Annotated in this window: 27 protein-coding genes and 2 pseudogenes; 16 read left to right on the forward strand and 13 right to left on the reverse strand. The window is 72.5% G+C overall.

The window, feature by feature from the left end; all coding sequences use genetic code 11:
* Positions 1–261 precede the first annotated feature (261 nt).
* The gene (locus tag GEV28_RS27080) at positions 262–1,296 is read left to right on the forward strand and encodes a class I SAM-dependent methyltransferase (RefSeq protein WP_291415046.1); all 1,035 of its coding nucleotides are present in this window, start codon (positions 262–264) and stop codon (positions 1,294–1,296) included.
* Between the two features lie 40 nt (positions 1,297–1,336).
* Here the strand turns inward: GEV28_RS27080 and GEV28_RS27085 are convergent, their stop codons facing one another.
* Positions 1,337–1,528, reverse strand: coding sequence for a hypothetical protein (locus GEV28_RS27085; RefSeq protein WP_291415047.1), 192 nt, complete (start codon positions 1,526–1,528; stop codon positions 1,337–1,339).
* Between the two features lie 591 nt (positions 1,529–2,119).
* Here GEV28_RS27085 and GEV28_RS42560 point away from each other — a divergent pair.
* From GEV28_RS42560 to GEV28_RS27095, 5 genes and pseudogenes are all read left to right on the forward strand, one after another.
* Positions 2,120–2,383 (forward strand): annotated as a pseudogene (locus GEV28_RS42560) (histidine kinase); the annotation flags it as partial.
* A 133-nt stretch (positions 2,384–2,516) separates the two neighbouring features.
* Positions 2,517–2,762: a sensor histidine kinase gene (locus tag GEV28_RS42565; RefSeq protein WP_367115197.1), complete on the forward strand. Its 246-nt coding sequence runs from the start codon at positions 2,517–2,519 to the stop codon at positions 2,760–2,762.
* Positions 2,763–2,779: 17 nt separating this feature from the next.
* Positions 2,780–3,094 (forward strand): annotated as a pseudogene (locus tag GEV28_RS42570) (response regulator transcription factor); the annotation flags it as partial.
* Positions 3,074–3,424 (forward strand): response regulator transcription factor, encoded by a 351-nt coding sequence (locus tag GEV28_RS42575; protein WP_367115198.1) that lies wholly within the window; start codon positions 3,074–3,076, stop codon positions 3,422–3,424. The pseudogene GEV28_RS42570 and the gene GEV28_RS42575, both read left to right, overlap by 21 nt.
* A gap of 62 nt (positions 3,425–3,486) precedes the next feature.
* Positions 3,487–3,933, forward strand: coding sequence for an SRPBCC family protein (locus tag GEV28_RS27095; RefSeq protein ID WP_291415049.1), 447 nt, complete (start codon positions 3,487–3,489; stop codon positions 3,931–3,933).
* Here GEV28_RS27095 and GEV28_RS27100 read toward each other — a convergent pair.
* Positions 3,908–4,726 (reverse strand): hypothetical protein, encoded by an 819-nt coding sequence (locus tag GEV28_RS27100; protein WP_291415050.1) that lies wholly within the window; start codon positions 4,724–4,726, stop codon positions 3,908–3,910. The genes GEV28_RS27095 and GEV28_RS27100 overlap by 26 nt on opposite strands.
* A 26-nt stretch (positions 4,727–4,752) precedes the next feature.
* Here GEV28_RS27100 and GEV28_RS27105 point away from each other — a divergent pair, with 26 nt between their 5' ends.
* Positions 4,753–5,466: a creatininase family protein gene (locus GEV28_RS27105; RefSeq protein WP_291415051.1), complete on the forward strand. Its 714-nt coding sequence runs from the start codon at positions 4,753–4,755 to the stop codon at positions 5,464–5,466.
* On the opposite strand, the gene ribA is transcribed toward GEV28_RS27105, so the two are convergent.
* Genes ribA through GEV28_RS27130 form a run of 5 tightly spaced genes read right to left on the reverse strand, consistent with a single transcriptional unit; the run spans position 5,349 to position 9,447 of the window.
* The gene (ribA, locus tag GEV28_RS27110) at positions 5,349–6,077 is read right to left on the reverse strand and encodes a GTP cyclohydrolase II (RefSeq protein WP_291415052.1); all 729 of its coding nucleotides are present in this window, start codon (positions 6,075–6,077) and stop codon (positions 5,349–5,351) included. The two genes, GEV28_RS27105 and ribA, sit on opposite strands and share 118 nt — an antisense overlap.
* Complete coding sequence (locus GEV28_RS27115; protein WP_291415053.1) at positions 6,074–6,988, reverse strand: lysylphosphatidylglycerol synthase transmembrane domain-containing protein; 915 nt, start codon at positions 6,986–6,988, stop codon at positions 6,074–6,076. Before GEV28_RS27115 ends, ribA begins: the two co-directional genes overlap by 4 nt.
* Positions 6,976–8,010: a glycosyltransferase family 4 protein gene (locus GEV28_RS27120; RefSeq protein ID WP_291415095.1), complete on the reverse strand. Its 1,035-nt coding sequence runs from the start codon at positions 8,008–8,010 to the stop codon at positions 6,976–6,978. The genes GEV28_RS27115 and GEV28_RS27120 overlap by 13 nt, the downstream gene beginning before the upstream one ends.
* 47 nt (positions 8,011–8,057) lie before the next feature.
* Positions 8,058–8,456: a 6-carboxytetrahydropterin synthase gene (locus GEV28_RS27125; protein ID WP_291415054.1), complete on the reverse strand. Its 399-nt coding sequence runs from the start codon at positions 8,454–8,456 to the stop codon at positions 8,058–8,060.
* Between the two features lie 19 nt (positions 8,457–8,475).
* Complete coding sequence (locus GEV28_RS27130) at positions 8,476–9,447, reverse strand: dehydrogenase (RefSeq protein WP_291415055.1); 972 nt, start codon at positions 9,445–9,447, stop codon at positions 8,476–8,478.
* 57 nt (positions 9,448–9,504) lie between these two features.
* On the opposite strand from GEV28_RS27130, the gene GEV28_RS27135 reads away from it, so the two are divergent.
* On the forward strand, positions 9,505–10,209 hold the full coding sequence (locus GEV28_RS27135; RefSeq protein ID WP_291415057.1) for a CDP-alcohol phosphatidyltransferase family protein: 705 nt from the start codon (positions 9,505–9,507) through the stop codon (positions 10,207–10,209).
* Here the strand turns inward: GEV28_RS27135 and GEV28_RS27140 are convergent.
* Positions 10,179–11,144, reverse strand: coding sequence for a helix-turn-helix domain-containing protein (locus tag GEV28_RS27140; RefSeq protein ID WP_291415059.1), 966 nt, complete (start codon positions 11,142–11,144; stop codon positions 10,179–10,181). The two genes, GEV28_RS27135 and GEV28_RS27140, sit on opposite strands and share 31 nt — an antisense overlap.
* Before the next feature lie 51 nt (positions 11,145–11,195).
* Between GEV28_RS27140 and GEV28_RS27145 the strand changes: the two genes are divergently transcribed.
* Positions 11,196–11,585: a cupin domain-containing protein gene (locus GEV28_RS27145; protein WP_291415061.1), complete on the forward strand. Its 390-nt coding sequence runs from the start codon at positions 11,196–11,198 to the stop codon at positions 11,583–11,585.
* A 38-nt stretch (positions 11,586–11,623) separates the two neighbouring features.
* On the opposite strand, the gene GEV28_RS27150 is transcribed toward GEV28_RS27145, so the two are convergent.
* Positions 11,624–13,963: a hypothetical protein gene (locus GEV28_RS27150; RefSeq protein WP_291415062.1), complete on the reverse strand. Its 2,340-nt coding sequence runs from the start codon at positions 13,961–13,963 to the stop codon at positions 11,624–11,626.
* Positions 13,964–14,124: 161 nt separating this feature from the next.
* Here GEV28_RS27150 and GEV28_RS27155 point away from each other — a divergent pair, with 161 nt between their 5' ends.
* Positions 14,125–14,571 (forward strand): hypothetical protein, encoded by a 447-nt coding sequence (locus GEV28_RS27155; protein ID WP_291415064.1) that lies wholly within the window; start codon positions 14,125–14,127, stop codon positions 14,569–14,571.
* On the opposite strand, the gene GEV28_RS27160 is transcribed toward GEV28_RS27155, so the two are convergent.
* Positions 14,504–14,743: a hypothetical protein gene (locus GEV28_RS27160; RefSeq protein WP_291415066.1), complete on the reverse strand. Its 240-nt coding sequence runs from the start codon at positions 14,741–14,743 to the stop codon at positions 14,504–14,506. The two genes, GEV28_RS27155 and GEV28_RS27160, sit on opposite strands and share 68 nt — an antisense overlap.
* A gap of 65 nt (positions 14,744–14,808) precedes the next feature.
* On the opposite strand from GEV28_RS27160, the gene GEV28_RS27165 reads away from it, so the two are divergent.
* The 5 genes from GEV28_RS27165 to GEV28_RS27185 are packed head-to-tail and all read left to right on the forward strand — an operon-like array spanning position 14,809 to position 18,968.
* The gene (locus GEV28_RS27165) at positions 14,809–15,264 is read left to right on the forward strand and encodes a MarR family transcriptional regulator (protein WP_291415068.1); all 456 of its coding nucleotides are present in this window, start codon (positions 14,809–14,811) and stop codon (positions 15,262–15,264) included.
* Positions 15,261–16,997: an MFS transporter gene (locus GEV28_RS27170; protein WP_291415070.1), complete on the forward strand. Its 1,737-nt coding sequence runs from the start codon at positions 15,261–15,263 to the stop codon at positions 16,995–16,997. Before GEV28_RS27165 ends, GEV28_RS27170 begins: the two co-directional genes overlap by 4 nt.
* On the forward strand, positions 16,994–18,094 hold the full coding sequence (locus GEV28_RS27175) for an MFS transporter (RefSeq protein WP_291415072.1): 1,101 nt from the start codon (positions 16,994–16,996) through the stop codon (positions 18,092–18,094). The genes GEV28_RS27170 and GEV28_RS27175 overlap by 4 nt, the downstream gene beginning before the upstream one ends.
* On the forward strand, positions 18,073–18,393 hold the full coding sequence (locus tag GEV28_RS27180) for a hypothetical protein (protein WP_291415074.1): 321 nt from the start codon (positions 18,073–18,075) through the stop codon (positions 18,391–18,393). Before GEV28_RS27175 ends, GEV28_RS27180 begins: the two co-directional genes overlap by 22 nt.
* Complete coding sequence (locus GEV28_RS27185) at positions 18,390–18,968, forward strand: cysteine hydrolase family protein (RefSeq protein WP_291415076.1); 579 nt, start codon at positions 18,390–18,392, stop codon at positions 18,966–18,968. The genes GEV28_RS27180 and GEV28_RS27185 overlap by 4 nt, the downstream gene beginning before the upstream one ends.
* 157 nt (positions 18,969–19,125) lie before the next feature.
* Here the strand turns inward: GEV28_RS27185 and GEV28_RS27190 are convergent, their stop codons facing one another.
* Positions 19,126–19,875, reverse strand: a complete 750-nt coding sequence (locus GEV28_RS27190) for an SDR family oxidoreductase (RefSeq protein WP_291415078.1) — start codon at positions 19,873–19,875, stop codon at positions 19,126–19,128.
* A 261-nt stretch (positions 19,876–20,136) separates the two neighbouring features.
* Between GEV28_RS27190 and GEV28_RS27195 the strand changes: the two genes are divergently transcribed.
* Positions 20,137–20,505, forward strand: a complete 369-nt coding sequence (locus GEV28_RS27195) for a DUF427 domain-containing protein (RefSeq protein ID WP_291415080.1) — start codon at positions 20,137–20,139, stop codon at positions 20,503–20,505.
* Here GEV28_RS27195 and GEV28_RS27200 read toward each other — a convergent pair.
* Entirely contained in the window at positions 20,492–21,145 is a 654-nt protein-coding gene (locus GEV28_RS27200; RefSeq protein ID WP_291415082.1) for a DNA polymerase ligase N-terminal domain-containing protein, read from the reverse strand. The two genes, GEV28_RS27195 and GEV28_RS27200, sit on opposite strands and share 14 nt — an antisense overlap.
* Positions 21,052–22,152, reverse strand: coding sequence for a low temperature requirement protein A (locus GEV28_RS27205; protein ID WP_291415085.1), 1,101 nt, complete (start codon positions 22,150–22,152; stop codon positions 21,052–21,054). The genes GEV28_RS27200 and GEV28_RS27205 overlap by 94 nt, the downstream gene beginning before the upstream one ends.
* Between the last annotated feature and the right edge of the window lie 108 nt (positions 22,153–22,260).

The following is a 22,260-nucleotide window of genomic DNA, read 5'->3' on the forward strand; positions in this document are numbered from 1 at the left end:
CAACCCCAAGCCCACCACCTGCACTGGACCTGGTGGCGCCGACGCCACCAAGCCCGCGCCCGCTGGTTCCACCACCGCACCCGACTACGCCGTCACCTGCAAACATAGCCCAACCGGCAAGTGCGGCTGCCGTACTAGGTGGGGCACCTGATGCGGCGGGCCACCACCCGTTCCTAAGTTCCGGATCCTCAGCAGGGGAACCGAAAGGAACGCAGATGACCGGCAACGCAGCCGGCGGCCGAAGTGGACGTCGAGAAGGTCATGCAGTTCGTCTTCCGGGCGGTCGACGAGGTCGGCGCCACGCTCAACGCCGCGCTGGTCGTGATGGGCGACAAGCTCGGCTACTACCGCATCCTGGCCGCCGAGGAGGCGACCACGGCCGCGGAGCTAGCCGACCGCAGCGGCACCGCCCAGCCGTACGTGCGCGAGTGGCTGAACGCCCAGGCGGCGGGCCGCTACGTCACCTACGACCCGGCCACCGGCCGGTACACGCTGCCACCCGAGCACGCGGTCGCGCTCACCGTCGAGGACAGCCCGGCCTTCCTGCCCGGCTTCTTCCAGATCGCGCTGGGCACCGTGCACGACACCGAGCAGGTGCTGGCCGCCGCGCGTGGCGGGTCGGGCATCGGCTGGCACGAGCACCACACCGACGTGCACCTCGGGTGCGAGCGGTTCTTCCGGCCGAGCTACAACGCGAACCTGGTGGAGGGCTGGCTGCCCGCGCTGGACGGCGTGGTGGCGAAGCTCCAGGCCGGCGCCACGGTCGCCGACGTCGGCTGCGGGCACGGCGCCTCGACGATCCTCATGGCGCAGGCGTTCCCCAGCTCGACGTTCGTCGGGTCGGACTACCACACCGAGTCGATCGAGACCGCCCGCGCCCGCGCGCACGAGGCCGGAGTGACCGACCGGGTGCGGTTCGAGGTCGCGCCGGCCAACGGGTTCAGGGGCAAGGGCTTCGACCTCGTGACGATGTTCGACTGCCTGCACGACATGGGCGACCCGGTCGGCGCGGCCCGGCACGTGCGCGACGCGGTCGCCGCTGACGGCACCTGGATGATCGGCGAGCCGATGGCCGGCGACCACGTCGAGGACAACCTCAACCCGGTCGGCCGCGCCTACTACGGCTTCTCGACGCTGCTGTGCACGCCGTCGTCGCTGTCCCAGGACGTCGGCCTCGCACTCGGCACCCAGGCTGGCCAGGCGCGGCTCCGCGACGTCGCGACCGCGGGAGGGTTCACCCGGTTCGCCCGGGTCGCGGAGACGCCGTTCAACCAGGTGCTCGAGGCCCGTCCCTGAGCGCACCCGGACGGACGCCGTGCGTGCCGCGTCGGTCGTCCTATGTGGACTCCGAGTACGTGGCGGCCGCGGTCACGGTCGTGGGCACCACGGACTCGGCGTCCACGCCGCTCTGGTCCTCGTGGTGGTTCTTCTCGGGTTCCGTGCGCGCGGCTTTCGCGAGGCGGCTTTCCTCGGCCTCGCGATACCAGCCGATGGTCCAGGCGTGGATCTGTTCGGGATGTCCCAGCATGTCTTCCTCCCCAGCTCCGTACGAGAACGGTAGGAAGCAAGGGATCCCTTTCGCTTGTGCCGCCGGTCATGGTTCGCGGTCATGACTTTCGGCACGTCCACGGGGCTTGCCGGGTGGCCCATGATGGACGGCGTGGCGGAGAACTACCGGGGCGTGGGGCTGCGGCTGGGGACGGCGTTGTTCTTGACCGTCACGGTGGGGGTCGTGGTCCTGATCGAGCAGCTCTCCGACGGGCCGTGGGCATTCGGCGTCGCACCCTGGCTGTGGTGGACCGCCTATGCCGCGTTCCTCGCCGTGCTGCTGCTCGACATCCGGCCGCTGGGCCGGTGGGGTCCCGGGCCCGAGCTCTGGCTGGCGACGCTGTGCCTCACCGCGGCCGCGGTGTACCTGCTCGCACCGAAGCTGACGTTCAGCGCGGTCTGCCTGGTCACCTCGGGCACCTCGGCGGCGTTCGTGCTGGGGGTACGTGGCGCCATCGCGGTGGTGTCGGCGCAGACCGCGGTGATCGCCGTCGGGCAGCTCGGGACGCCGCCGGCGAACATCCTGAGCACGACGGCCCTGTTCGCCGGGTTCCAGTTCTTCGCCGCGCTGATGGCGGTCATCGCGCTGCGGGAGGCGCGGACCCGCGAGGAGTTGGAGGCCGCCCAGTCGCGGCTGCGCAGCACCGCGGAGGCCGGCGAGCGGCTGCGGATCTCGCGCGAGCTACACGACCTGGTGGGCCACCAGCTCACCGCGCTCGCGCTGGAGCTCGAGGTCGCGTCGCACCAGTCCGACGGCGACGCCGCCAAGCACGTCGAGCAGGCCCGCCGCACGGCCAAGGAGCTGCTCGCCGACCTGCGCCGCGCGGTCGGCCGGCTGCGCGCGACCCCGGACGAGGTGACCGCCGCGTTCGGCGCGATGACCGGCATCCCCAAACCGTCGGTACAGCTGGACATCGACGACGACCTGGAGTTCACCGACCCCGGCCACGCACGCGCTGGTGCGCTGCGTGCAGGAGATCGTCACGAACACGGTCCGGCACGCCGACGCCGACCACCTGTCGATCACGGTCACCAAGGACGGCCCGGACGTGCTCGTCGCCGCGCGCGACGACGGCCGTGGCGCGGCGTCCGTGCGGCCGGGCAACGGGCTGACCGGCATGCGCGAGCGGCTGGAGAACCTGGGCGGGGCGCTGACCTACGAGACCGAGCCGGACCGCGGGTTCCGGCTCCGGGCCAGGCTGCCCGCGTCATGATCCGGGTGTGTGTTGCCGACGACCAAACCCTTGTCCGGCAAGGCATCCGCGGCCTGCTCGAGATGACCGACGAGTTCGCCGTGGTGGCCGAGGCGTGGGACGGGGTCGAGACCCTGCGGGTCCTCGAGGACACCGAGATCGACGTCCTGCTGCTCGACCTGCGCATGCCGCGGCTGGACGGCATCGGCGTGCTGCGGGCGCTGGCCGACCGCGACGCGCCACCGCCGGTCCTCGTCCTGACCACCTTCGACGACGACGAGCTCGTGGTCGGCGCCCTGCGCGCCGGGGCTCGCGGCTACCTGCTCAAGGACGTGACGCTCGACGAGCTGCGGCACGCGATCCGCACCCTGCACGCGGGCGGCCACCTGATCCAGCCCGCCGTCACGTCGACGCTGGTCCGCAGGCTCGAGCAACACCCGCCGGCGTTCGACCGGGCGGCGCCGCCCGCCGGGCCGCCCGCCGAGCTGACCGCCCGCGAGCTGGACGTCCTGCGCATGATGGCCAACGGCCACTCGAACCGGGAGATCGCCGAGCTGCTCGTGCTCGCCGAGGGCACGGTGAAGAACCACATCTCCTCGATCCTCACCAAGCTCGGCGTGCGGGACCGCACCCGCGCCACGCTGCGCGCGATCAGCCTGGGCCTGATCGGCGGCCCCGGGTAGGTCTTCTGGGATGATGCTCCTGCTCCACGCCAGGGGCTGGCACAACCCGGAGGAGAGAGAGCATGGCCGGTCAGTTCGAGGCCACCGTCGAGATCGACCGTCCCGTCGCGGAGGTGTTCGCCTTTCTCGCCGACGGGCTGAACGATCCCGAGTTCAGTCCGCGGGTGCGGCACATCGACAAGAAGCCCGAGGGGCCGACCGCCGTCGGCACCGTGTTCACCAGCTCGGTCAAGGACGCGGGCCTCAAGTCCGCCAGGGAGTTCCGCATCACCGAGCTCGTGCCGGACACCACGATCCGCTGGGCGGAGCAGTCGAAGAACCTCGTCACAGCCAAGGAGGGCGGCTACGACTTCGAGTCCGTCTCGGACACGCGCACCCGGTTGCGGATCTTCAACGTCCTGGAGGGCCACGGTCTCGGCAAGCTCGTCGCCGGCTTCGCCCTGAGCGCCGCCCGCAAGGACGCACCCGCGTTCGGCCAACGCATCAAGAAGGCTGTCGAGGCGTCCTGACCTCGGCGAAGGCGTGGATCCCCGCCACGATCCCGTCCAGTGGCACGGGCATCGTCGTGCGGGTCGCGATCTCGCCGAGGACCTTGGCCGGCAGGTCCGGTGCGCCCGTGAGGTCGGTGGCGACCCAGGCGACCGTCCGGCTCGCCACCTTCGGTAGCCGGCCGAGGCCTTGGGCGATGGCGTCCAGCTCGGCGCCGGCGACGTCCGCCCGGGTCGCCGTGTCGTCACCGGCCGGGCGGCTCACCCGGTCCTCCGCGCCCTTGCGGTGCACCACGCTCTTCGCGGCGGGCAGGGCCACCAGCGGGTCCGCGCACACCGTGCACGCGGTGTCGTGCCGGCCGAAGGGGCCGCGCACGGTGCAGCTGGTCCGGTCCGGCGTGGTGCTGAGGAACCAGAACGCCCAGCAGGACTGGCAGCAGAAGACGTCGGTCGTCGTGCCGTGCCACAGCTCCGCCTCGGCGGCCTCCTGCTCGCGCACCAGCCGCAGCGCGAACTCCTCGCGCTCGGCCAGCTCGCGCTCCGCCGCCTCCTCGCGCTCGGCCAGCTCGCCCCGCAGGGACGCGTTGACCCCGGTCAGGTCCGCGTTGGCGGCGGTCAGCTCGGCGACGCGGTCACGCAGGTCGCCGAGCTGGTGCTCGGTGCGGCCGAGCGCGGTCCGGTGCCGTTCCCGTTGCCGGACCTGCGCGTCCTCGGCCGCGTCCATGACAAGGTCGACCGCGACCCGCACCTCGCGCCGCATCGCCTCTCGCGCCGGCGCGAACTCGAGCAGCACCGACCAGATCCGCCCAACCATGCCGGCAACCGTATCGAGGACACCCCATGATCGACTACCTGCTCCCCACCAGTACCGCTGTCGAGGAACGGGATCGCCGCGCCGAGGTGGCCCTCCTGCCCGTCGGCAGTTTCGAGCAGCACGGGGCGCTCCTCCCGCTCGCCACCGACACGGTCATCGCGGTGACCGTCGCGCGGGCGGTCGGCGGCGCGCACCGGGTGTTGCAGCTGCCGCCGGTCACGATCTCCTGCTCGCACGAGCACGCCGGCTGGGTCGGCACGGTCAGCATCTCCGCGGCCACCCTGTACGCCACCGTCACCGACGTCGCGGAGTCGTTGCGCCGGAGCGGGATCGACAAGCTCGCCCTGGTCAGCGGCCACGGTGGCAACTACGTACTGTCCAATGTGGTCCAGGAGGCGAGCGCGCGCGGCGAGCGGATGGCGCTGTTCCCGACCGAGGTGGACTGGATGACCGCGCGCACGGCAGGCGGCGTCGAGACCGGGCCGGACAGTGACATGCACGCCGGCGAGCTCGAGACCTCCATCCTGCTGCACGCCCACCCGGACCTGGTGGCGCCCGACTACGCCGAGCACGACGAGCTGGCCGACGACCGCGACCGGTTCCTCACCCTCGGCCTGCGGGCCTACACCGAGTCCGGGGTGGTCGGCCGCCCGTCCCTCGCGTCCGCGGCGAAGGGCGGCGCCGCGCTCGCGAGCCTCGTCGACTCGTTCGCCGGCGTGCTCGCCGCGCTGGACAGGTGAGGCAGCAGGTGGCCCAGCCGCTCGCGCTTGGTGCTCAGGTACCGCACGTTCTCGTCCCGCGGCGCGACCAGCAGCGGCACCCGCTCGGCGATCAGGATCCCGTTGCGGCGCAACGAGTCCAGCTTCTTCGGGTTGTTCGACAGCAGCCGAACCGAGCGCACCCCGAGGTCGCGGAGGATCTCGGCCGCGACGTCGTAGTCGCGGGCGTCGACGGGTAGGCCCAGCGCGAGGTTGGCCTCGACCGTGTCGAGCCCCTCCTCCTGCAGCCGCATCGCCCGCAGCTTCGCCACGAGCCCGATCCCGCGGCCCTCGTGGCCCTTCAGGTAGACGAGCACCCCGGCACCCGCGCCCACGATCTTCCGCAGCGCCGAGGCCAGTTGCTCGCCGCACTCGCAGCGGGTGGAGGCGAACACGTCGCCGGTGAGGCACTCCGAGTGCAGCCGGGTCAGCGCGGGCCGCCCGGTGATGTCGCCGTACACGAGCGCGACATGCTCGTGTCCTTGCCGGTCGAGGTAGCCGACGGCACGGAACTCCCCGTACCCGGTGGGCAGCCGCGTGTCGACCAGCCGCTCGATCGCTTCCTGCCGCCCGACGTCGGCCAGATCAGTCATGTTGTCGTCTTCTCCCGTTCCCGGCGCAGCAGCACCAACGCTCCCGGCAGGCTCGACACCAGCCCGAGCAACCCGTACGCCACCGCGGCGGTGAGCCCCTGTGCGGCGCCGACGCCGGCCGCGGCGAACATCAACGCGGTCGCGCCTTCCCGTGGTCCCCAACCACCGATGTTCACCGGCAGCCCCATCGCGAGCAGCGCCACGACGGCGATCGGCACGAGCTTCTCGACCGGCAGCGTGGCCCCGGCGGCCTGCGCCGCGATCACGAACAACGTGACGTGCCCGGCGAGTGCCGCCGCGGACAGCAGCGCGATCCCCGGCCACGCGTCACGAGCGAGCAGACCATGACGGACATCCTCGAGCGTACGGTGCCAACGCGACCCGGGGCGCGCCCAGCGCCGTCCCGCGAGGTAAGCGGCCACGACCGCGACCGCCACGGCCATCACGGCCAGCCCGATGTCGCGGGCGGCGGCGATCGGCGTGGCCAGCAGCACCACGACCCCTGCCGCGACCACCACCACCTGACCGGCCGTCCGCTCCAGGACGACCGCGCGGACCCCGGCGCCGACGTCGCCCTCGTCCTTGCCGTGCTTGACCGCGCGGTGCACGTCGCCGAGCACGCCCGCCGGCAGCACCGAGTTGAGGAAAATCGCCCGGTAGTAGTCCGGGAGCGCGCGCCCCAGCGGAAGCCGCAGGCCGAGCCGGCGGGCCACCAGGCACCAGCGCCACGCGCAGAGCCCGGTCGTCGTCAAGCCGATGCCGAGTGCCGCGGCGATCTCGCCGAGGCCGACGACGCGGACGCCGTCGACGAACCCGCTGCCGCCGACCTTCCACACCAGCGCCCCGACGATGCCGGCGCCGAGGAGCAGCCGAAGCCAGGCCCATGCCTTCCTGAGACTCAGGCTGCCCATGACGGCTCCCCTCGCAGTTGGGCGAGCACACCGGCGAGGCGCCCGGCCGCCGCGTCCCAGTCCTCGAGTCGGCGCCGCCGCTCGCGGGCGGCCGTGCGGAGCCGGTCGCGGAGCATCGGCCGGGTGAGGTAGCGGCGCAGCGCCTCGCTCAACGCGGGCGCGTCGTCGGCCGGCACCAGGATCCCGGGCACGCCGTCGTCCTGGGTGCGGCCGAGCGTGTCGGGCAACGCGTCGACGTCCGTGGTCAGCACGGGGATCCCGCGGGCGAGCGCCTCGGTGACGACCATGCCGAACGTCTCCCCGCGCGAGGGCAGCACCAGCAGGTCGGTCTCGGCCCACGCGGTCCGGAGGTCCGCGTCCGGCAGCGCGCCGGCCAGCGACATCCGGCCCGTGAGCCCGTGCCAGGTGATCAGCCCGCGCAGCCGCTCGACATAGCCGGGGTCGCGGCGGACGGACCCGACGCATTCGCAGGTCCAGGGCAGGTCGACGATGCCGGCGAGCGCCTCGGCGAGCACGTCCTGGCCCTTGCGCGGGGTGATCGACCCGAGGCACAGCAGCCGCGAGCCGTCGCTCCCGGTCGCGAGCGGCGCGGGGTCGGTGCCCGGCGGCACGACGTGCACCTTCTCCATGCGGAGGCCGTGGTGCTCGACGATCCGCCGGCCGGCCCAGGCGCTGGTCGCGATCACCGCGGCAACGGCGCGCACCGTCTCGCGCTCCTTGGCGTCGAGCCGTTCGGCGTGGTCGGCGGGCAGCCCCGTCTCGTCGCCGAGCGGCAGGTGCAGCAGGATCGCGAGTCGCAACCGGCGCGCGTGCGGCGCGACGACGTGCGGCACGCCGCAGGCCACGAGCCCGTCCAGCAGCACGACCGACCCGTCGGGGACGTTGGCGAGTGCCCCGTCCAGCGCGCACGAGGCGGCGGCGTCCGGCGTGGGCCACTTGCCGGGCAGGGTGACCGCCCGCAGCCGCGGGCCGAGGACGTCACACATCCGCCGGTCGTAGGTGTTGCCGCCGCTGGCCAGCATCACATCGTCGACGTCGCCGGGAAGGACGAACGTCACGGGGTCATCGCTCACAGGACACGCTCATAACTTGCCCAGGCGACATGGGACTCGCGCAGCGTGACGCCGATCGTGGCCAGACCGCGGGCGCCCTCGCCGAGGGAGCCGGCGTGCACGCGGTCGGCGAGCCGGTCGGCGACGACCTTGGCCAGGAACTCGGTGGAGGTGTTGATGCCGGCGAACTCGGGCACCTCGTCGAGGTTGCGGTAGTTCAGGTCGGCGAGGACCTCGCCCAGCTGACCGGTGGCGAGCCCGATGTCGACGACGATGTTGTCCGCGTCCAGCTCGGCGCGGGCGAACGTGGCGTCCACGACGAACGTGGCGCCGTGGAGGCGTTGCGCGGGGCCGAACACCTCGCCGGTGAAGCTGTGCGCGACCATCACGTGGTCACGGACGGTGAGGCTGAACACCCGGCGCTCCTACGGTCGACTATGTGCTGTCATAGGTAACACGCAGGCAGAGCGCGGACGGTTCATCACTGATCAACCCGGGCAGGACGACCGGCAGCTCGTCGAACCGGCACTCGTTGGTGACCAACGCGTCGAAACCGGGGTCGACCAGCAGGTTCATGGCGACCGCGAGCCGCTCGGCGTAGCCGCGGCGACCGCGCTGGGCGGGTGAGACCATGCCCACCTGGCTCGCCCGCAGCGTGAGCCGGCGGGAGTGGAACCACTCCCCCAGCGGCACGCTCACCGGCCGGTCGCCGTACCAGCTGAGCTCGATCACCGTGCCCTCGACGGCGAGCAGCTCGAGCGACCGCCGCAACCCCGCGTCGGACGCGCTGGCGTGGATGACCAGGTCGCAGTCCGGCGCGGCCGTCTCGGGAGTGGCGAACTCGACCCCGACCGCCTCGGCCACGGCCGCCCGGCGCGGGTCGACGTCGACCAGCTGCACCCGGGTGGCCGGGAAGCCGGCGAGCACCGTGGCGACCGACGCGCCGACCATGCCCGCGCCGACGACCGCGATCCGGTCGCCGACCAGTGGCGCGGCGTCCCAGACCGCGTTGACCGCGGTCTCCACCGTCCCGGTGAGCACGGCCCGCTCCGGCGGCACGGTGTCGGGTACCGGGGTCACCGCCGTGGCCGGCACGACGTAGCGGGTCTGGTGCGGGTAGAGGCAGAACACGGTCCGGCCGCGCAGGTGCGCGGGACCCTCCTCGACGACCCCGACGTTGAGGTAGCCGTACTTGACCGGCGCGGGGAAGTCACCCTCCTGGAATGGCGCGCGCATGACCTCGTGCTGGCTCGCCGGGACACCGCCACGGAACACGAGCGACTCGGTACCTCTGCTGACGCCCGAGTACAGGGTGCGCACGAGGACGTCGTCCGGGCCGGGTCTCGGCAGGTCGACCGGCCGGATCTCACAGTGGCCGGGCGCGGTCAGCCAGAACGCACGCTCCATGGGCGCGCCCTCCTCCGGTCTATGCTCATGATCACCTTACGGCTTCGGGGAGGCGCCATGCTCCCGCTGCGGGCGGTAGCCGTCGGCATGGGCGAGCAGGTGGCGTTGCTGGCCGTGCTCGGCGCCTTCGGCCTCGGCCGGTGGTCCTGGCTGCCCGCCCTGCTCTACGCCGCGGTCGTGTGCGGCGCCCTCGCCGCGGGCCTGCACCGCGCCGGCGCGCCGGCCCTGGGCCCGGCCAACCATGTCACCCTGGCGCGGTCGGCGCTCGTCGGTGCGGTGATCGCGCTGGTGACGGACACGATGCGGGCCCCGGCGACGGTTCCGGTACTGGTCACCGTGGCGTCGGTCGCGCTCGCCATGGACGCGGTCGACGGCCGGGTGGCCCGCGGCACCGCCACCGCCACCCGGCTGGGTGCCCGGTTCGACATGGAGATCGACGCGCTGCTCATCCTGGTGCTGAGCCTGCACGTCGCCACCCTGATGGGCGCGTGGGTGCTGGCGATCGGCGCGTGGCGGTACGCGTTCGTGCTGGCGGGCGTGGTGCTGCCGTGGCTGCGCCGGCCGCTGCCGCCGAGCACGGCGAGCAAGACCGTGGCCGCGGCCCAGGGTGTGGTTCTGGTGGTGGCCGCGGCCGGCCTGCTCCCGCGGGTGCTCACGACGATCCTGGTCGCCGCCGCACTGGCCGCGCTGACCTGGTCCTTCGTCCGCGACATCCGCCGGCTGCACCAGGATCAGGCGGCGGGGCCGAAGCGGCGGCGGTAGGCCGACGGCGTCAGTCCGGTGTGCCGGCGGAGCCGGGCACGCAGGTTCGCCGCCGTGCCCAGTCCGCTCGCCGCGGCGACCCGGTCCAGGCGGAGCTCGCCGCGTTCGATGAGCTGGCAGGCCAGGGTCACGCGTTCGGTCGTGAGCCATGCGAGCGGGGTCGTGCCGAGCTCCGCGCGGAAGCGGCGGTGCAGGGTGGCCTGGCTCGTCGCGGCCCGGGTGGCCAGGTCGGGCACGGTCAGCGGCCGGTCCAGCCGGGCGCGGGCCCAGGCCAGGACCGGGGCCAGGGACGTGTCGGGCACCGCGGGGACCGGTCGCTCGATGAACTGCTGCTGGCCACCGTCGCGGTGGCCGGGGAACACCAGCCGCCGGCTGACCGCGTTCGCCACCTCGGCACCGTGGTCACGCAGGATCAGGTGCAGACCGAGGTCGAGCGCCGCGGCGCTGCCCGCGGCCGTGAGCACGTCGCCGTCGTCGACGAAGAGCACGTCCGGTTCCAGGCGTACCAACGGAAAGCGGCGGACGAACTCCTCCGCCCAGCGCCAGTGCGTCGTCGCCCGCCTGCCGTCCAGCACACCCGCGTCGGCGAGGGCGAACGCGCCGGTGCAGAAGCTCACCAGGCGCGCCCCGCGATCCGCCGCCCGCACGATCGCCGCGCGGACCGCCGGGTGGACTGGCTGGTCGGCGTCGGGACGGTTCGGCACGATCAGTGTGTCGGCGGCATCCGCCGCGTCGAGCCCGGCGACGCCGGAAAGCGTGACCATGCCCAGGTGCATCCGCACCCGCGGCCGGGCCGCGCACAGCGTGAAGTCGTACCAGGACCGGTGCAGCTCGGGCCGGCGCAGGCCGAACAGCTCGGTCGCCACACCGAGCTCGAACGGGTTGGACCCCTCGTCCACGAGCAGCGCGACCCGGTGCGAGAAATCATGCGACATATGCGATTCCTAGCAGTCGTGCCGGCCGCGCGCCACACCCAGGATGGAGGCATGCAGCCGATCGACCTCAGAACCGCACTCGACGGGTTCGACGCCATCTGGAGCCCGCGGATCATCGCCTACCTCAACGACTACGACATCCGCCTCGCCAAGGTCGCCGGCGAGCACGTGTGGCACGTCCACAACGACACCGACGAGTTCTTCCTCGTCCTCGACGGCGAGATCGACATCGCCCTGCGCGAGCCGGCCGGCGAGCGGACCGTCACGCTCCCGCAGGGCTCGGTGTTCGTCGTCCCGCGCGGCACCTTCCACAAGCCGTCGTCGAAGGCCGGCGCCGCGGTCCTGCTCGTCGAGCCGACCGGCACCCTGTCGGTCGGCGACGACCACGAGGAGGTCCCCGACCACGTCGACGTCACCACCGGCCACCCGGTCCTCGACTGACCGAACGGGGTGGGGCGGCCGGAACCGCCCCACCCGGGTCATTCGTAGGCGTAGAAGTAGAACTCGCTCGCCCCGGAGACGACGCCCTCCGGCGTGCGGCTCTCCACGGAGATCACGTGCTGTCCCCATTCCGTGGCGGTCACCCGCACCGTCGCCGCGCCGTCCGCGACCGCAACAGTGATCTTCTCGCCGCCGTCGACCTGGTAGCCGAACTCGGTGGACCCGGCCAGCTGCGCGGCGAACGCGAACTCGGCCGGCACCCCCATCGTGACCTGGGAGGGCCCGGTGACGACCGGCCCCACGGCCTGCACGTAGAACTCGTAGGTCCGCTCCCCGGACACCAACCCCGACGCCGTGCCGGCACGCACCCGCAGGACGTGGCGGCCCGGCGCGGTCGGCGTCAGCTCGGCGCTCGCGGTGCCGTCCGCCCCGGCGGCCACGGTCTGCTCCGCACCGTCGTTGAGCACGTACCGGTACTCGACCACGCCGGGCAGCGGCGAGTCGAACGCGAACGTGCCGGGCGTCCCCGGACCGCCGCCCTCGGACCACTCCGGGTACTGCTCGCTGGTGACCTCCGGAGCGCCGTCCGCGACCACGAGCTGCGCCCAGGCGACACCCGACTCGACGCCGGCGGAGGTGGTGCTGAAGACGTTGACGAACTGGAAGCCGCCCACGGTGGGGACGTAGGTCGTGCCGGCCGTCCCGTCCGGCTCGGCCGGCACGGTCGTCCGGGTTCCGTCGTCCACCCACCAGGTGTAGGAGACGACGCCGGCCATCCCGGGCGTGAAGGTGAGCCGGATGGGCTCGCCGATCATCATCCCGTTCGGCGCCTCGCCCGTGATCTCGGGGATCGCCGGGTCGATCTGGAACGAGCGCTCGGTGACCCCCGACCGCTGGCCGGCCGCGGTGGTGCTCCACACCGCGAACTGGTGGTGGTACGGCTCGGTGCGCGGGACGTCGAGGACGACTCTCGCCGTGCCGTCCGCGCCCACCGGCACGGCGACCTCCGGCCCCTCGTCGAGCCGGTAGGTGAACGTCACGGCGCCGTCCTGCCGCGCGGTGAAGGTGGGGTCGACGGGGTCGCCGATGACGTACCGCGGCTCCAGCGACACCTCGGGAGCGGTCGCACGCACCCAGAACCGGTAGGTCCGTGACTCGGAACGGTTGCCGGCGCGGTCGACGCTGCGCACGCTGATGCTGAGCGGGCCGTCCGAGGCCGGTGTGATGCTGACCGTCGCCGGGCCGCCCGGCGCGGCGGCGTCGGTCGAGCCACCCGGCACGCCGATGCCCTCCCACTCGTAGCGGACCACGTCGGCCACGCCGTTCGCGGTGAAGGTGAACTCTCCCGCAACGCCGTCGCCACCGGAGCCGGGTGGGCCGCCGTTCTCCGGGTAGTCCGCCGACTCGACCGTCGGCGGGGCGTCGGGCGCGGTCCGGTCGATCGTGAACATGCACGGCGCCGTCCACGCCGACACCGCGCCGTCTCCGTCCTCGGCCCTGGCCCGCCACGCATAGGCGCCGCCGTCGCTGGTCAGGTCGGCCGGGAACGAGGCGCCGAAGTCACCGAAGACGCTCGTGACGACCTCTCGTGTGTCGACCGGGTTGTCGGTGGCCCAGAAGGAGATCCGAGCCCGCAGCCCGGACTCGCCGTCCGGGTCGGCCGCCTCGCCGCTGACCGTGATCCCGCCGCCACCGAGGACGATGTCGGGTTCGGCGCAGTCGTGCCCGGCGGAGAACTCCTGGCCGACGCGCAGGGTGGTCGGCGCGGCCGGCGGGGTGTTGCGGGTGACGATCATCGCCGGGTCGGTGGCGTGGGTGCGGCCGTAGGCGACATCGCCCATCCGGCGCTCGGCCATGCGCAGCACCAGGGTGATCGAGGTCTTGCCCGCCTTGAGCGCCGCGCGGACGACGTCGGTGCCGTCCCACTCGACGAACGACCACGGGCAGCCGAGGGCATCCGGGCCGGGGAGCTTGACGAGCTCCTTGGGCTGGTCGGCCCAGGTCGGCCGGGTGGCCGGGGTGGTCAGCCACAGCTCGGTGGCACGTGGCTTGGCGCAGTCGGTCACCGCGAGCTCGGTGAACCCGAGCTCGACCAGCTGCACGTCGGTGCCGCGGAGCCGGGTGAGGTCGAAGGTGAAGTAGGACTTGGACTTGTGGACCTTGCCGGCGGCGTCGCGCCAGGCGCCCACCAGGGCGTCGCCGGTGGTGATGGTCTGGTGCGGCGCGCGTGAGTCGGTGCGCGCCCAGGACGCCGGGCGGATGTCGACGGTCGTGCCGGCTCCGGCCGGGGCGGCGGCCACGAGGCCGACGGCACCCGCGACCATCGCGGTGACCAGCGCGGCGCCGAGTGCGCGGCGTGGCCGGGGTAGCGATCTCATCTGACCCCTCGGTGAGGACGGGCGCACCCACGTCGGCGCGCCTCGACCTCTATGTGCCGGGCATCGGGGGAACTGTTAACAACATCGCCCGATAGTGCGGGCGAAAGTGCGGGAGGCTCCGCCATCCGGACGCCGGCGGGGCGGCTGACTACCCCACTTCGGTGACCATGGAGCTGACCCTGCTGTCCCGGGTCGCCTGCCGCGACCAGGAGGTCACCAGCCCGCGACTGCGGGGCCTGCTCGCCCTCCTCGCGCAGGACCTCCGCACGGGCGCGAGCACCGCCCGGCCGGTGGACGGGCTCTGGCCGGACGAGCAGCCGGAGAACCCGACGAAGGCGCTCCAGGTCCTGGTCTCCCGGGCCCGGTCCCAGGTCGGCGCCGAGGTCATCGCCAGCACGCCGGTGGGCTACCGCCTCGCCCTCGGTGAGGACCAGGTCGACGCCCCGCGGTCCTTCGCCTCGGCACCCGGTGCGGCGGCGGTCGCCCAGCGGGATCCGGGGCCCGCGTCGCCGTGCAGGATGAGCAGACCGACCAACCCAACTACTTTGCTTCGCGCGAATCGACGCCGCCGGGCCGGTAGCCGCCGAGCTCGTCGGCCCGGAAGGTGATCCGGCGCAGGTTCGGGTGCAGCTCGGTGACCGCGTGCACGGTCATGCCGAACTGGTCGTAGAACACCCGGGGCAGGGTCGGCGCCATCGCCAGCGACCCGGCCTTGTCCAGCACCTTCATCTGGGCCCGCTCCAGCGCCGAGTACCGCGGCGTCATCCCGTTATTAGGCATGCCTAACCTTATTCACCGCGCCCACCCGGCGCGAAGATACATAAGCACGTGATATACGTAAAATTATGCAGTTGCCAGCCGGTGACGTCTCCGTCGCACTGGAGGAGCTGACCCGCCTGTTCCGGCGGTTGGCCCCGCTCAGCGGGCTGTCCCTCACCGCGGCGGCCACCCTGTCCAGCCTCGACCGGCGCGGCCCAGCCCGGCTCACCGAGCTCGCCGTCCAGGAGGGCGTGAGCCAGCCCGCGATGACGCAGCTGATCACCCGCCTGCAGGACGCGGGCCTCGCCGGGCGGCTGCCCGACCCCGACGACGGCCGGGTGGTCCGGGTGCACATCACCGACGCCGGCCGCGCGCAGCTCGCCCACCGGCGGGCGGTGCGGACCGAGCGGCTGGCCACCTTGCTGGACCGGCTCACCGCCCCGGAGCAGGAGAAGCTCACCGCGGCGCTCCCTGCCATCACCGCACTGACCCGGCTGGCGGCCGAGCCCGGCCGCGCCGAACCAGAACGGAGCACCACATGAGTGGCCATTCCGCACCCGCGGCGGCCAGCCCCTTCTCCCAACCCAAGGCCGTGTTCGCGGTGGCCTTCGCCTGCGTCGTGTCCTTCATGGGCATCGGCCTGGTCGACCCGATCCTCCCGGCGATCTCGCACGACCTGAACGCCACCCCGAGCCAGGTCACCCTGCTCTTCACGAGCTACCTGGTGATCACCGCGGTGGCCATGCTCATCACCGGCTGGGTGTCCAGCCGCATCGGCGCCAAGCGCACCCTGCTCGGCGGCCTCGCGCTGATCGTCGTCTTCAGCGCGCTCGCCGGCACCTCGGACAGCATCGCCGGCATCGTCGGCTTCCGGGCCGGCTGGGGCGTGGGCAACGCGCTGTTCATCGCGACCTCCCTCGCCGTCATCGTGGCCTCGGCCACCAGCGGGTTCGTCGGCGCGATCATCCTCTACGAGACCGCCCTCGGCCTCGGCATCGCGGTCGGCCCGCTGCTCGGCGGCCTGCTCGGCAACGTCAGCTGGCGCGGCCCGTTCTACGGCGTCGCCGTGCTGATGGCCATCGCCATGATCGCCACCTGGGTGCTGGTCGAGCCGCTGCCCAAACCCGACCACAAGACGAGCATCATGGAACCGTTGCGCGCGTTGAAGCACCGCGGCCTGGCCACGATGTCGCTCACCGCGCTCTGCTACAACTGGGCGTTCTTCACGGTCCTGGGCTACGCGCCGTTCCCGATGGGCCTCGGCGCGATCCAGCTCGGCCTCGTGTTCACCGGTTGGGGCATCCTCGTCGCGATCTTCGCCGTGTTCGGCGCGCCCTGGCTGCAGGCCCGGCTCGGCATCGCCCGCACGCTGTACCTCAACCTGTTCCTGTTCGCGATCGTGGTGCTGGTCATCGCGATCTGGACGACCACGCCGACGGTCCTGGTCGTCGCCGTCATCGTGGCCGGCGTCTTCATCGGCGTGAACAACACCGTCACCACGCAGGCGGTGATGACGATCTCGCCCGTGGAGCGCCCGGTCGCCTCGGCCGCGTACGGGTTCGTCCGCTTCATCGGCGGCGGCCTCGCGCCCTACGCGGCCGGCAAGCTCGTCGAGGGCACCAACATCCACGTGCCGTTCTACATCGGCGCGGGCGCGCTGATCGTCGGCATCCTCATCCTGCGCACCGCGCACGCGGAGCTCCACGAGGCCGAGCGGGTCCAGGCCGAGAGCGTCGCCGGCCCTGCCGAGCCGCCCACGCTGTCCACCGTGGAGTCCACTGTGGAGCTCGGTCCGTCGCGCAACGGATCGGCCAACGGCGCGATCGTCGCGGCCATCGACGACTCCCCCATCGCCGGCCGGGTCACCGAGACCGCCGGCCGGCTGGCCGCGATCAACGGCCGGGCGGTGCACGTGCTGCACGCCCAGGAGAACGCGAGCACCAGCGAGTCGATCGCCGAGGGCGAGCGGCTCGAAGCCGCCGAGGCGCTCGTGCGCACCCACCTGGAACGATTGGCGGCCAACGGAACCCCGGCGATCGGCTATGTCCTGCGCGGCGCGGCCGACCACGGCGCGGTGGGCCGGATGGTCAGCCAGCACGCCAACGACATCGACGCGCGCGCGGTCGTCATCGGCGCGCCGACGCACGGCGGGCTGCCCGCGCTGATGGACGCGAGCGCGAGCCGGGAGATCTGGCGGACCGTCCACTGTGACATCGTGATCGTCAACCCGGCCACCAAACCCGCCTCGGTGCCCGCCGAAGCAGCGGTCAGGTGACGCTGGAAGCCGAGCAGAGCACTGCCTTCGGTCGGCGGTTCGTCACCCCGCTGTACACGGGGTCCGTCCTCAACCCGATCAACAGCTCCATCATCGCGACCGCCCTGGTGCCGATCGCGGACGCGATGCACACGTCGGTCGGCCACGCGTCCGTGCTCGTGTCCTCGCTGTACCTCGCCTGTGTGGTGGCCCAGCCGACCGCGGGCAAGCTGTCCGAGGTGTTCGGGCCGCGCAAGGTGTTCGTGGCCGGCATCCTGCTCGTACTGGCCGGCGGCATCGCTGGCGGCGTGGGCCGGAACCTCACGGCGCTGGTCGTGGCGCGCGTGCTCATCGGCATCGGCACCTCGGCCGGCTACCCGTCGGCGATGGTGCTGCTCCGCCGGCGGGCCGAGTGGGCGGGCGTGGGCGAGCCGCCCGGCAAGGTGCTCGGCGGGCTGGCGATCGCCGGCATGGCGACCATCGCGATCGGCCCGCCGATCGGCGGCCTGCTGGTCGGCGCGTTCGGCTGGCGGTCCGCGTTCCTGGCCAACGTCCCGGTCGCACTCGTGGCGCTCGCCGTGGCCGTGTGCTGGCTGCCGCGCGACCGGCCCGCGGAGGCCCGGCGCGTCCGGGTGGTCGCGGCACGGGTAGACGTGGCCGGCATCGTCGGCTTCGGCGGGGCGATGACCGCGCTGGTGGTCTTCCTCATGTCGCTGGCCGACCCGACCTGGTCCGCACTGGCCGTGGCGGTCGTGCTCGCGGCCGCGCTGGTGTGGTGGGAGCTGCGCGCCGCGACGCCGTTCTTCGACGTTCGGCAACTAGTGTCGAACTCCGCACTCACCCGCACGTACCTGCGCAACGGGTTGACGCAGCTGTGCACATACACCGTCCTTTACGGAATCATCCAGTGGCTCGAGGCCGGCCCTGGCTACTCCGCGGAGGTGGCCGGCCTGATCCTCGTTCCGATGGGCGCGCTGTCCGCGATCGTGTCGGGGCCGATCTCGCGCCGGAACCTGGTCCTCGGGCCGCTCGTCGTCGCCGCGCTGTGCATGCTCGTCGCGACGGTCGGCTGCTGTTCCTCGTCGGCGACAGCCCGGTGGTCCTGGCCGTCGCGGTGACGCTCCTCTTCGGAGTCACCACCGGCACCTCTGTCGTCGGCAACCAGACCGCGCTGTACGCGCAGGCGCCCGCCGACCAGATCGGCACCGCGTCGGGCCTGTTCCGCACGTTCAGCTACACCGGGTCGATCGCCTCCGCGACGATCACCGGCATGGTCTTCCGGACCGAGGTCACCGATCGCGGCCTGCACACGATCGCCGTGATCCTCGTGGCCGGCGGTGCCGCGGTGCTCCTGATGACCGTCCTCGACCGTCGACTGAGGACCCCCGCAACACCGAACGATGTGGAGAAGGAATGACCGACACCGCCAACCCCGAGCAGACCGCGCTGCTCGTGATGGGCTACCAGGCCGGGATCGTCGGCAACATCGCCGACGCCGACGCGCTCGTGCCCCGGATGGCCGACACCATCGCCGTCGCCCGCGACCGAGGCGCGCACATCGGCTACGTCCGGGTGGCGTTCGCGGACGAGGACTACGCGGCGGTGCCCGCCACCAACAAGCTGTTCTCCCGCCTCGCCGAGGGCCGGCCCATGCACGCCGACGACCCGGCCACCCAGGTCCACCCGGACCTCGCGCCGAGGCCAGAGGACATCGTGGTCCGCAAGACCCGGGTCGGCGCGTTCTCCACCACGGACCTTGCCCGGCGGCTGGCGGACCGGGACGTGACGACGCTGGTCCTCGCCGGCATCGCCACGAGCGGCGTGGTGCTCTCCACCCTCCGCGACGCCGCCGACCACGACTACCGGCTGTTCGTCCTGGCCGACCGCTGCGCCGACGGCGACGCCGAGGTGCACGACGTGTTGACCCGCAAGGTCTTCCCGCGCCAGGTCGACGTGATCACCAGCGCCGACCTCCCCGCGCTACTCGGCTAGTGTCGCGTGATCCTGTTCCTTTGCGTCCGCTGTGGATCTACGTGGTTCCTGGCAAGGCGGCGGAAGGTCGCTCGTACTGGGTGTACTTGGGTTTTCTCCAACGCGGCCAGGGGCCGCGTTGGCCGCAGCGGCGTAAAGGTTTCAGGGTCACGCGACACTAGAACGTCGGCATCGTCCCGCCGTCCACCGGGATCATCGCGCCGGTGAGATAGGACGCGGCCGGCGACAGGACGAACGCGGCGACCCGGCCGAACTCGGCCGGCTCTCCGGCGCGGCGCAACGGGATCGCCGCGAGTGCCGCCGCCCTGGCCTCCGGGGTGGACCGCGACTGGAGGTAGGTCAGCCGGTCGGTCGCGATCCGCCCCGGCAGCAACCCGTTGACCCGAACACCGCGCGGGCCCAGCTCGTTGGCGAGGGACTTGGCGACCATCGCCAGCCCCGGCCGCAGCCCGTTGGAGATGCCGAGCTCGCCGATCGGCACGTGCACCGACGTCGACAGCACGAACGCGATCGATCCACCGGCCGGCAGCTCGGCCGCGACCTCCCTGGCCAGCCGCACCGTGCCGAGGAACACCGACTCGAACGCGTCCCGCCACTGCTCGTCCGGCACCGACGTGACCACGCCCGCCGGCGGCCCGCCCACACTCACGAGCAGACCGTCCACCCGGCCGAACCGGTCGCGCGCCCGATCCAGCAGCAGCCGCGGCGTCGCCGGATCGGCGTTGTCACAGCTCACACCCTCGGCCCGGTCCCCGAGCCCGGCCACCGCCGCGTCGACGGATCCCTTGTCCCGCCCGGAGAGCACCACCCGCGCGCCGTCCGCCACGAGCGCCGTCGCGGTGGCGAGGCCGAGGCCCTTGCTGCCCCCGGTCACCAGGTAGACACGATCCCGAATGTCTAGATCCATCCCTCGTCCGTTCCGTCGTCCGACGCACCGACCCAATTCGCGAGTCCAACACTCACGACCCGCGAGTCCAACCGTCACGACCCCGAGTCCAACACTCACGACACCGCCAACGTTGGACTCACCGGCCCCGAACGTCGAACTCGCGGGTCCGGAGCGTTGGACTCGCGGGTTCCCGGTGTTGGACTCGCGCGGGGTCCGGGGCGAGTGTGCCGGAGCCCCTGCGGCCGGAATAAGCGTGGTGTGCGGCACCTTGTACCCGGCATGTCCCGTGAGAAGAAGATCCCCGGCCCCGACCACCCGATCACCGTCGAGAAGAACCCGGCGCGGGTCACCGTCCGGGTCGGCGGGCAGGTCGTCGCCGACACCACCGCCGCGCTGGTGCTGCAGGAGTCCAACTACCCGGCCGTGCAGTACGTCCCGCTCGCCGATGTCGACCGGTCGCTGCTGGCCGAGACCGACACCAGCACGTACTGCCCGTTCAAGGGCGACGCCTCCTACTACACCCTCAAGACCGCCGACGGTGAGCTCACCGATGTCAGCTGGACCTACCGCGAGCCCTACGAGGCGGTCGCGCCGATCGCCGACCATGTGGCGTTCTACCCGAACAAGGTCGAGATCACGGTCGGCTGAGCTCGTCGTTCGTGAGGCCCGACTTCACCGATCGCGGGTAGTTCTCGGGGTTCCACCCGCGCTCGGCGTGGGCGTCGTTCTTGTGGATCAGGAGCCACTGCCCACGCCCCCGCTGGTCGGTGTCCCGGCGGATCAGCACGAACCGGCCGCCGAGCTTCTCGCCGTGCAGGTCGAAGTGGAGCTCGCCGTCGGCCACGGCCCGGACCGGGTCGTCGGTGCGGGCGGGCGCCCAGGTGCCCCAGTCCCACACGATCACGTCACCCGCGCCGTACCGGGCACCCGGGATCACGCCCTCGAAGTCGTAGTGGTCGAGGTCGTGGTCCTCCACGTGCACGGCGAGCACGCGCGCACCCGGGTCGAGCGTGGGGCCCTTCGGCACCGCCCAGCTCACGAGGACGCCGTTCATCTCCAGCCGCAGGTCGTAGTGCAGCCGGCGGGCCCGGTGCCGCTGCACCACGAACCTCATGCGTTCACTCGTACCACGCAGTGACCTTGCCGGACATCTCGGTGTTGACGGCCGGCGGGACCCCGGCTCGTCCGAACCGCCTACTCCCGCCGGGCGCCCAGCGCGGTCGCCGCGAGGATCACCGCGCCGACCGCGAGCATCAGCCAGCCGGCGACGAGCCCCGCCGGCACGCACAGCAGCACCGCTACCGCCGCGCCGAGCCGGCGCCACTGCCAGGCCGGGGCGAGGCTGCGGTGGAAGAGGACGAGCCCGGCGAGGTAGCCGGCGAGGCCCAACGGCATCAGCCACAGCTCGAAGTCGTGCAGTGGCTCGGTGAAGTAGGTGACGGCCTTCTTCATGCCGACCGCCGCCACCGTCACGCCGAGGATCATCACGAGGTAGGCGTAGCCGAAGGAGAACAGCGCGGCGCGGCCGCGGCGCGCGGCCGGCATCGCGTCCAGGAGCTCCTCGCCGGCGGCTTCCTCACGGTCGAAGTAGAGCCACCACATGCCCGCGCTCACCGCGAGCGCCAGCAGCGAGCCGAGCACGAGGGTCGGCACATCGCCCTTGTCCGAGGTTGCCACGCCGACCGCGATGATCGACTCGCCGAGCAGGATGATCAGCGCGAGCCCGTGCCGCTCGACGAAGTGCCCCGCGCCGACCACGAACCCGCCGATCCCCACCAGGTGCGGCGACACATACTGCAGGACGACCGCGCCGAGCAGCACCCACAGCCGCGCGTCCACCGGCACGGTCCCGGCGACCACGACGAGAAGTGCACTCACGAGGTTCAGCGGCCCGAGCCGGGCGATCGCGGCGCGGCCGGACGTGCCGAGGAACGCGGCGATGTGCACGGAGACCACGACGAGGTAGGCGATCCCCAGGATCAGCGCGAACGGCCCGTCGTCGAAGAACCGCGGCACCGCGAGCGACATGACGAAGTACGCGGCCATGCCGGTGAGCAGCAGCAGCCGCGGCCCGGTCCGGTCGAGGTCGAGCGCGTTGGTGAGCCAGGCGTAGCCGCCGTACATCCACCAGATGATGCCCAGGAGCGCGACCGCCCTGGCGAGCCCGGCGCCCGTCGGCGACGCCGTCAGCACGGCCGCCACCTGGGTGATCGTGAAGACGAACACCAGGTCGAAGAAGAGCTCCAGGGACCGCACCCGCTCCGCCGGTGCGGCGTCGGCCCGCGATGTCGTCACTCATTCGCTCCCTCCCGCCGGCATCTCCCGCCGCCAGCACGGATCGTAGAGCCCGTTCTCCGCCGCGCCATCCGGTTTCCCACCCCGCGGGGCGCGGGGTGGACTCGG

It is taken from the genome of Actinophytocola sp. (assembly GCF_009379765.1).
GTDB lineage: Bacteria > Actinomycetota > Actinomycetes > Mycobacteriales > Pseudonocardiaceae > Actinophytocola.

Excerpts from the sequence above, each read along its gene's own strand:
- GEV28_RS27080 (WP_291415046.1), top strand. The coding sequence starts at position 262 with ATGCAGTTCGTCTTCCGGGCGGTCGACGAGGTCGGCGCCACGCTCAAC.
- GEV28_RS27085 (WP_291415047.1), bottom strand. The coding sequence starts at position 1,528 with ATGCTGGGACATCCCGAACAGATCCACGCCTGGACCATCGGCTGGTAT.
- GEV28_RS27095 (WP_291415049.1), top strand. The coding sequence starts at position 3,487 with ATGGCCGGTCAGTTCGAGGCCACCGTCGAGATCGACCGTCCCGTCGCG.
- GEV28_RS27100 (WP_291415050.1), bottom strand. The coding sequence starts at position 4,726 with ATGGTTGGGCGGATCTGGTCGGTGCTGCTCGAGTTCGCGCCGGCGCGA.
- GEV28_RS27105 (WP_291415051.1), top strand. The coding sequence starts at position 4,753 with ATGATCGACTACCTGCTCCCCACCAGTACCGCTGTCGAGGAACGGGAT.
- ribA (WP_291415052.1), bottom strand. The coding sequence starts at position 6,077 with ATGACTGATCTGGCCGACGTCGGGCGGCAGGAAGCGATCGAGCGGCTG.
- GEV28_RS27115 (WP_291415053.1), bottom strand. The coding sequence starts at position 6,988 with ATGGGCAGCCTGAGTCTCAGGAAGGCATGGGCCTGGCTTCGGCTGCTC.
- GEV28_RS27120 (WP_291415095.1), bottom strand. The coding sequence starts at position 8,010 with ATGCTGGCCAGCGGCGGCAACACCTACGACCGGCGGATGTGTGACGTC.
- GEV28_RS27130 (WP_291415055.1), bottom strand. The coding sequence starts at position 9,447 with ATGGAGCGTGCGTTCTGGCTGACCGCGCCCGGCCACTGTGAGATCCGG.
- GEV28_RS27135 (WP_291415057.1), top strand. The coding sequence starts at position 9,505 with ATGCTCCCGCTGCGGGCGGTAGCCGTCGGCATGGGCGAGCAGGTGGCG.
- GEV28_RS27140 (WP_291415059.1), bottom strand. The coding sequence starts at position 11,144 with ATGTCGCATGATTTCTCGCACCGGGTCGCGCTGCTCGTGGACGAGGGG.
- GEV28_RS27145 (WP_291415061.1), top strand. The coding sequence starts at position 11,196 with ATGCAGCCGATCGACCTCAGAACCGCACTCGACGGGTTCGACGCCATC.
- GEV28_RS27150 (WP_291415062.1), bottom strand. The coding sequence starts at position 13,963 with ATGAGATCGCTACCCCGGCCACGCCGCGCACTCGGCGCCGCGCTGGTC.
- GEV28_RS27160 (WP_291415066.1), bottom strand. The coding sequence starts at position 14,743 with ATGCCTAATAACGGGATGACGCCGCGGTACTCGGCGCTGGAGCGGGCC.
- GEV28_RS27165 (WP_291415068.1), top strand. The coding sequence starts at position 14,809 with ATGCAGTTGCCAGCCGGTGACGTCTCCGTCGCACTGGAGGAGCTGACC.
- GEV28_RS27170 (WP_291415070.1), top strand. The coding sequence starts at position 15,261 with ATGAGTGGCCATTCCGCACCCGCGGCGGCCAGCCCCTTCTCCCAACCC.
- GEV28_RS27185 (WP_291415076.1), top strand. The coding sequence starts at position 18,390 with ATGACCGACACCGCCAACCCCGAGCAGACCGCGCTGCTCGTGATGGGC.
- GEV28_RS27190 (WP_291415078.1), bottom strand. The coding sequence starts at position 19,875 with ATGGATCTAGACATTCGGGATCGTGTCTACCTGGTGACCGGGGGCAGC.
- GEV28_RS27195 (WP_291415080.1), top strand. The coding sequence starts at position 20,137 with ATGTCCCGTGAGAAGAAGATCCCCGGCCCCGACCACCCGATCACCGTC.